The following is a 7,613-nucleotide window of genomic DNA, read 5'->3' on the forward strand; positions in this document are numbered from 1 at the left end:
CCCGGCATCGCGCCCTCCACCGACTCGGCAGCGTACCGGGCGGCCTTGGCGCGGCGCCGTAGTCGGTGCGCCCACTCCAGGGTTTCCTCTCGGTCCCGCGGCCCGTCCCGCCACTCGCGCGCCACCCGCGTCTCGGCCCACCGCACCCGGTCGAAGACCTCGCTGCGCGGCGGCGGTGCACCGGTCTTGCCGGTCGAGCGCCACGGGTCCGCAACAACCTCGGCGACCAATTCGAGGACGCCAGCGGCGCGGTCGCTGAGCAGCATCCGGTCGGCGATGTGGGCGGTCCGGCGGCGCTCGGCGTCCAGCGCGGCGATCACCGCGCGGGTGCCGGGACGGTTGCCGAGCAGGCTGGCCACCTCCTCGGCGATGACCTCGGCGTCCCGGGCCTGCCCGAGTTGGGAGTTGTACCAGTCGAGTTCGGTGAGGACCTGCTCGGCGAGCTTGGGACGCACCAACGGTCGGTACAGCCGCACGCTCGCCTTCAACCGTCGCCCGGCGGCGCGCAGGTCATGGATGGAATCCGGCTGCCGACTGTGCACCTCCGCGGGCAGGGTTCGCATCAACGCCAGTTGGTCCGCCCAGTACTGCTGGACGGCGGCAGCACTCTTCGACATGCCTAAATGCTACCTGTGATCAACCACGCGACCGTCGTCCCCTGTGAGGAGGAAATGCTGCGGTGGTAGGGCTTCGGCCCCGTTGGCTCCCCGGACTGGACTCGAACCAGTAACCCTCTGATTAACAGTCAGATGCTCTGCCAATTGAGCTACCAGGGATAGCTGCACGTCTTGGTCGACGCGAGAAGTAACCGTACCAGATCGCCGACACCAGACCCAAACCAGCAGGCCGTGCGGGTATCACTCGTACTCGGCGCGCAGGTCGGCTACCACGGTCAGCACCTGGCTCTGAACCCGTGGATCGCCGAGGTCGAGGCGTCCGAGGCCCTCGGCCTGCCAGACGATCGGCTCATTGGACCCGGGGGCGCGGCGTCCGGTCACCATCACGGTTCCCAACCCACCCTGCAGCGTGACCTGGCGGGACATCACGATCGAGGCCCGAACCCGTTCGGCGAAGGCGCCCGGAACCTGGCCGGGGTGTTCCAGCCGGATCTCACCCCTCGTGCCGTCAACGAGTTCCCAGTACAGGCCGTTCCGGTCGGCGTTCCAGCCGCCCCGCTGGATGTCCACCCAGGCCACCAGTTGCCAGCCCTCGACCCGCCGGACCGCCATCCGGTCGGGCAGCACGGCCACCAGTTCGCGGTCGTTGCGGGCGGCGACCATTATGGTCGGTCGCCGGCCGACGATCTGGCGCAGCTCGGCTGCTTCGGCAGCGGTCAACCGGAATGGGGGAACGGCCATGTCGCCATTGTTGCATTCGGGGCTGATCGGGCCGGTGACCCGGCGCTCAGACCGCCGCCAGGAACCGCCGTGCCCTGCCCAGTGCCCGATTCTCGATCCGGCGGACGGTCGAGGTGCTGACGCCCAGCTCGACCGCGAGGCTGGCCCGGCTGACCGCCGGCCCGGCAAGTCCGAACCGCTGCTCCAGCACCAGGCGTTCGTCCTGCGGCAACTGCTCGAGCCACTGCGGCAGCGACGCCCCGAGGCTCTCCTCGACCGCGGTGTAGTCGGCCTCTTCCTGTCCGATCATGTTGACCATCGTGTCGCTCAGGGTGTCGGGACGTCCCAGGTTCAGGCGGCGGGCCACGGTTCCCTCGTCCCGGCCGAGGTGCTGGGCGAGTTCGGTCGCGTTGACCCGGCGGCCGAGTTCGGCTTCCAGGCGTTGCTGGGCCCGCCTGACCTCGATGGCGTACCTGGCCTGGAACCTTGAGGTGTGGATCTCGCCACACCGGACCGTTGCCGCGTTGAGCACCGCACCCTGGATGACCGGATAGGCGAAGCTGGAGAACTTGATGCCGCGGGTGTGGTCCCAGCGCTGGATGGCCTCACCCAATCCGACACAACCCTCCTGAATGAGTTCCTCGAGCGGCAGGTCAGCCTTGCCCGCCCACTGCCTGGCGATCTTGACCACCATCCCGGTGTTGGCCAGGTAGAACTGCTGGTGCGCTGCCTTGCCGGCCGTGACGACCTCGGCCAGCTCAGCCTCGGAGGAGGCGCACGGTCGATCGTCTGCGGCCAGCGCCGCAGCAGCCAGCACACCCGCTTCGATGGCCTTGGCAAGGCGGACCTCTTCGTCCGCGGTCAGCAGTTCGGTATCTGGGAAATTGATGCTCATGCGCCCAGCATCGAATCCTCGGCGCCTCGGTAACCGCTTGCCAACAGCCCGGAAACGGACAACACCGATCGCCGGGAAGAGCTTGCCGAATCGAGGTCAGTCTGCTCCCCGGCTGGCGGCCTCCAGGTTGCGCCGACGGGCCTCGAACGCGATCAGTTCGCTAAACGCCTGCTTGTGCGCGGAGGCCTGCTCGACCGGGTTGATCCGCTGCAGCCGCGACTTGAGCTCGGCCAGCTTGCGCACCGTGCTCAACAGTTGCAACCGGGCGGTGTAGGCGGTGGCATAGGCCTCGTCCGGGGCGCGCAGGATCGGCTCCACCAGCAGCGACACTTGCAGTTGGCGCAACATCTCGTCCTCGGCGTTGGAGTACAGCACCTCGGTCCACCGTTCGGGCTGGAACGGGGTGGCCTGGATGGCCTCGAAGGTCGCCCGGTACGCAGGGTGGGTGAAGTCGTCCGGACAGACCCCGTTCCACTCGGTGTCGAACAGCGTTGGGTGCTGCAGCATCAGCTTCAATGTCCCCCGTTCAACGGCGGTGTTCCGGTCGTCCGGGTCGGGCCACGGCAACGCCAACCCGTCGAGGGTGGGGTCCGCGTTGGCGGCCACGGCCGGACGCCGGGGGGCCGGTTCGTCCCGGGCGGGTGGCATCGGACGCCTGGTCTGCTGGGCGACGACCTGCCGGACGTCCTCGATGTCCATGCCGACCAGTTGGGACAGGTCGTGCAGGTAGCCACGAACCAGGGACGCGTCCCGCACGCTGGACAGCAGGGGTGCGGCGGCCCGCACAGCCTGCAGGCGGCCGTCCACCCGGTCGAGGTCGTACTGGCCCACCACGTTGCGCATCACGAACCGGTACAGCGGGATGCGGCGTCCGACCAGTTCGCGGACCGCCGGCTCCCCGGCCTGCAGGCGCAGGTCGCATGGGTCGAGGCCGTTGGGTTCGACGGCCACGTAGGTCTGCGCGACAAACGACTGGTCGAGGTTGAAGACCTTCAACGCGGCGGCCTGCCCGGCGGCGTCCCCGTCGAAGGTGAACACCACCTCACCATTGAAGGCGTCGTTGTTGCCCATCAGCCGCTGCAGGGTGCGGGCGTGGTCGGGCCCGAACGCGGTGCCGCAGGACGCCACCGCGGTGTCGATGCCGGACAGGTGGCAGGCCATCACGTCGGTGTAGCCCTCCACCACCACGGCCTGGGCCTTCCGTCCGATCGGCTGCCGGGCCAGGTCGAGCCCGTACAGCACGTGCGACTTCTTGTAGACCGGCGTCTCGGGAGTGTTGATGTACTTGGCAGGCATCCGGTCGTCGTCGAAGACCCGGCGGGCACCGAACCCGAGCACTGATTGCGCGGAGTCCCTGATCGGCCACAGCACCCGGCCCTGGAAGTAGTCCCAACCGCTGTCCCGGATCAGCCCGGCCCTGACCAGTTCGTCGTCGTTGAACCCGACGCGCCGCAGGTGGTTGTGCAAGGCCCGGCCGTCCCTGGGTGCGTAACCCATCCCGAAGTGCTCGGCGGCGGCCCGGTCGAAGCCGCGACCGTCGACGAACCGGCGGAAGACAATCGCCTCCGGGCTGTCGATCTGGCGCTGGTAGAACTCGGCGGCCGCCTGGTTTGCGGCCAGGATCCGCTGCCGAAGGCCGGGCTGCAGCGCCGGGCGTCCGTCGTCGCTGAATCGCAGCTGGACGCCGACCTTGTCGGCCAGCATCTGGACGGCCTCGGCGAAGGTCAGGTTGTCGATCTTCTGCACGAAGGTGATGACGTCACCGCCCTCCCCGCAGCCGAAACAGTAGTAGAAACCGCGGGCCGGGGTGACCTGGAAACTGGGCGTCTTCTCGTCATGGAACGGGCACAGACCCTTCAGGGAACCGCCGCCGGCGTTCCGCAGCTGCACGTGGCCGCCGACCACCTCGTCGATCCGGGCACGTTCGCGGACCAGCGCGATGTCCTCTTCGTTGATCCGGCCGACCATGGCCGCAAGTGTATTCCGCCGCGGGTTCGATGGCAGGATGGCCTAGGTGCAGTTAGATCCGACCTGGAACCTGGCCATCGCGCTCGGGGTGCTGGTGGTGGTCGGTACGCTCGTCGCCGCCTGGGGTCGGCTGCGGCTTCGGGGCCAGGTCGTCGTCGCGGCGGTTCGGGCGGCGCTGCAACTTGCCGCCGTGTCGGGCATCATCGTGGCGGCCATCCAGCAGTTGTGGAGCTCTGCACTGTTCGTGCTGCTGATGTTCACCATCGCGCTCATCACCACCACCGGGCGGGTGGGCACCCGCAACGCCTGGTGGTGGTCGGGCCTGGCGATGGCGTCCGGCGCGATTCCGGTGCTGCTGGTGGTCTTCATCACCGGGACTGCCCCACTCAACGGCTTCTCGTTGATCCCGATCGGCAGCATCGTGGTCGGCAACATGATGACCGCGCACACGCTGGCCGGACGCCGGTACTTCCCCGAACTGCGCTCCAACATCGGGGTCTACGAGGCGGTGCTGGCGGTCGGGTTGCCCCGGCGGCGAGCGATCTGGATGGTGCTGGAACCGGTGGCCGCCGAGCCGCTCGTCCCGACGCTGGACTCCACCCGCACCGTCGGGCTGGTGACCCTGCCCGGAGCGTTCATCGGTGTGCTGCTGGGTGGCGGCACCCCGCTCCAGGCCGGGGCCTCCCAGCTGCTGGTGCTGGTGGGCATCCTGGTTGGCCAGGTACTGACGGTGACGGTGGTACTCCGGCTGATCGGCGCCGCCAAGCTGCTGCCGGCCGACCTGCGCGACAGGCTGCGCCCCTGACGACCAGCTTCAGGCGCCGTGGCCGATACCGCGCGGCAGCCGTTCCGGGGTCCAGCCGAGCAGCCGTTCGGCCTGGTCGAAGGCGAACCGGTCGGTCATCCCGGCAACATAGGTGACCGCTGCCAGCGCCCGGTCGTCGTGGCGGAACTCGGCCGGCAGCGCGAGCGGTGTCTCGATGTAGTAGCTCACCAGGTCTTGCAGTACCGCGATTACCGCCTGCGACTGGGCCAGCGACTCCGGCCGGGTGTAGATCTGCTCGTAGTTGAACCGGCGCAGCGCCGCCAGAGCTGCGGCGGTCTCGGCGTCCATGCCGATCTGCCCGAGTTCGGCAGCGGTGGCGCTGACCGACCTGATCAGCACCCCGAGTTGTTCCCGCCTGCCGACCCCGAGCCGCTCGACCACCAGCGGCGGCAGCTCGCCGGGCCGGACGATGCCGGCGGAGATCGCGTCCTCCAGGTCGTGGGCGCAGTAGGCGATGCGGTCGGCCCAACTGACGATCTCACCCTCGATGCTGGCCGGCGCCGGCCGCGACCACGAATGGTTACGGATGCCGTCAAGGGTCTGCAGACACAGGTTCAGCTCGGCCAGCGCCACGTCGGCGCCCCACGGACCGTGCTCGAACCCGTCAGGCAGGAAGGCGTCGAACGCCTCCTCCGACGCGTGCCCACCGGGTCCGTGACCGCAGTCGTGGCCCAACGCGATCGCCTCGGCCAGCGCGACGTTCGCACCGATCGCCCGGGCGATTGAGGTGGCCACCTGGGCGACCTCGAGGGCGTGGGTCAACCGGGTGCGCTGGTGATCGGTCGGGTATACCACCACCTGGGTCTTTCCGGCCAGCCGCCGGAATGCCGTCGAGTGCACGATCCGGTCACGGTCGCGCTCGAAGCAGGTGCGCTCCGGGTCGGGGGTCTCTGGTATCGCCCGGTCGCCGGCTCCCCAGGCCAGGGTGGCACCGGGACGCAGGGTGGCCGCCTCACGTTCTTCGCGGGCCTGGCGTCCGATCGGTTCGCCCGTCTGGATCCGGGCGCGACTGTCCTGGTGGGCGACAACCAGATCGGCGCCGTGGCCGGTCATGGTCGCCGCCCAACTGATCGCCCGCGGGTTGGGCTGCAGCGCCTCGGTGCTCATGCTGCAAGGCTGCCACACGGCACCGACATACTTTCCGTCGCCACCGCCCCGGCGCCTCCGACCGTGCGCTGCACTGGTTCGGGCTCTGATGTCGGGCGGGTGGAGTTAACTGGGCACAGCCGGATCACGCGTTGAAGGAGGACGCTGGTGGACGCTCACGACTCACCGGACGAACAGGTCCTGGCGCTGCCGCTGGATTCGGCCGATGCCTCCCTGGCCAGGTGCGGTGGCAAGGGGCTCAATCTGACCCGACTGGTGCGGGCCGGGTTCTCGGTGCCGCCCGGATTCGTGCTGGTGACCGACGCCTACCGCCGGTTCGTGACCGCAAATGACCTGGCGCCGCGGATCGTCGAGGCCTGCCGGGGTCTGGACGCCTCGGACGCAACCGCCCTGGCGGCGGCATCGGCGTCCATCCGGGCGGCATTCTCGGCCAGCAGCCTCCCGCCCGAGATCGCCGAAGCGGTGCGCGCAGCCTGGCGCCGGGTGTTCGCGCGGGACGCCGCGGTGGCGGTGCGCTCGTCGGCGACCGCCGAGGACCTGCCGGACCTGTCGTTCGCCGGCCAGCTGGACACCTTCCTCAACGTGGTTGGCGTCGAGGCGGCACTCGGGTCAGTGGTGGACTGCTGGTCGAGCCTGTGGACGGCCCACGCGATCGGCTACCGGTTGCGCAACAACGTGCCGGACACCGACGTGGCGCTCGCGGTGGTGGTGCAGACCCTGGTGCCGGCCGAGGTGAGCGGCGTGCTGTTCACCGCGAACCCGCTTACCGGAGCGCGCGGTGAGGTGGTCATCGACGCGACCTTCGGGCTCGGCGAGGCACTGGTGTCGGGCCAGGTGGAGCCCGACCATCTGGTCGTGGAAACCACCACCGGGACGATCACCCGAAGTCCGGGAGCGAAGTCGGTGGCAACGAAGTTGGTGGCCGGCGGAGGGGTCGAGACGGCGGTCCGGGACGGCGGCGACCGGCCCACCCTCACCGATGCCCAGGCCAGGGAGCTGGCTGAGGTCGGCCGGGCGGTGGCAGCCGCGCTCGGCGCACCGCAGGACATCGAGTGGACCATCAGCCAGGGCGCCATCCAACTGGTGCAGGCCAGGCCGATCACGTCGCTGTTCCCGCTGCCCGCCGGTGAGCCGGACGCGGTGTGGTTCTCTTTCGGTGCGGTGCAGGGGATGCTGCAGCCGATGACGCCACTGGGCCGCGACGCGATCAACCTGGTCTTGTCGGGGCTGGCTCAACTGTTGGCAAGGGGTGTCGATCTTGGCACCGCCGGTTATCTGCGGCCAGCCGGTGAACGACTGTGGATCCGGCTGGACCGGATGCTGCGGCACCCCTGGGGTGCGCGGCTGCTGCCGCGACTCGCCCCGGTCGTCGAACCGAGCGCGGCGGCGATCCTGCACGACCTGGCTCGCGAGCGCGGCTGGACGAGGCCGGCTGGGCGTCCCAGTGCTGCCAGCGTACGGGCAGCGGCCAGGCTGGCAT

At 69.5% G+C, this 7,613-nt stretch carries 7 protein-coding genes and 1 tRNA gene; 2 read left to right on the forward strand and 6 right to left on the reverse strand.

Going from position 1 to position 7,613, the window contains the following annotated elements; genetic code table 11:
- The 5 genes from WBL05_RS03585 to dnaG all read right to left on the reverse strand — a co-directional run.
- The coding region (locus tag WBL05_RS03585; RefSeq protein WP_424223791.1) for a CHAD domain-containing protein at positions 1–617 on the reverse strand (617 nt) is incomplete at its 3' end.
- Between the two features lie 83 nt (positions 618–700).
- Positions 701–776, reverse strand: a tRNA-Asn gene (locus tag WBL05_RS03590).
- 81 nt (positions 777–857) lie between these two features.
- A complete protein-coding gene (locus WBL05_RS03595) occupies positions 858–1,358 on the reverse strand; it encodes a hypothetical protein (protein WP_424223793.1) in 501 nt (166 codons plus the stop codon).
- A 46-nt stretch (positions 1,359–1,404) separates the two neighbouring features.
- Positions 1,405–2,232 carry a sigma-70 family RNA polymerase sigma factor gene (locus tag WBL05_RS03600; protein ID WP_424223795.1) on the reverse strand — a complete coding sequence of 276 codons (828 nt, stop codon included), beginning with the start codon at positions 2,230–2,232 and terminating at the stop codon, positions 1,405–1,407.
- A gap of 96 nt (positions 2,233–2,328) precedes the next feature.
- Entirely contained in the window at positions 2,329–4,200 is a 1,872-nt protein-coding gene (dnaG, locus tag WBL05_RS03605; protein WP_424223796.1) for a DNA primase, read from the reverse strand.
- Positions 4,201–4,246: 46 nt separating this feature from the next.
- On the opposite strand from dnaG, the gene WBL05_RS03610 reads away from it, so the two are divergent.
- Entirely contained in the window at positions 4,247–5,005 is a 759-nt protein-coding gene (locus WBL05_RS03610; protein WP_424223797.1) for an ABC transporter permease, read from the forward strand.
- Positions 5,006–5,014: 9 nt separating this feature from the next.
- On the opposite strand, the gene WBL05_RS03615 is transcribed toward WBL05_RS03610, so the two are convergent.
- On the reverse strand, positions 5,015–6,079 hold the full coding sequence (locus tag WBL05_RS03615; RefSeq protein WP_424223800.1) for an HD domain-containing protein: 1,065 nt from the start codon (positions 6,077–6,079) through the stop codon (positions 5,015–5,017).
- 201 nt (positions 6,080–6,280) lie between these two features.
- Here WBL05_RS03615 and WBL05_RS03620 point away from each other — a divergent pair.
- Positions 6,281–7,613 (forward strand): PEP/pyruvate-binding domain-containing protein (locus WBL05_RS03620; RefSeq protein ID WP_424223798.1); only part of this gene is annotated, 1,333 nt, incomplete at its 3' end.

It is taken from the genome of Brooklawnia sp., assembly GCF_049651565.1.
Taxonomy (GTDB): Bacteria; Actinomycetota; Actinomycetes; order Propionibacteriales; family Propionibacteriaceae; genus Brooklawnia.

Bases quoted from the DNA above. Each gene is read 5' to 3' on its own strand.
- WBL05_RS03600 (WP_424223795.1), bottom strand. From the start codon at position 2,232: ATGAGCATCAATTTCCCAGATACCGAACTGCTGACCGCGGACGAAGAG.
- WBL05_RS03595 (WP_424223793.1), bottom strand. From the start codon at position 1,358: ATGGCCGTTCCCCCATTCCGGTTGACCGCTGCCGAAGCAGCCGAGCTG.
- WBL05_RS03615 (WP_424223800.1), bottom strand. From the start codon at position 6,079: ATGACCGGCCACGGCGCCGATCTGGTTGTCGCCCACCAGGACAGTCGC.
- dnaG (WP_424223796.1), bottom strand. From the start codon at position 4,200: ATGGTCGGCCGGATCAACGAAGAGGACATCGCGCTGGTCCGCGAACGT.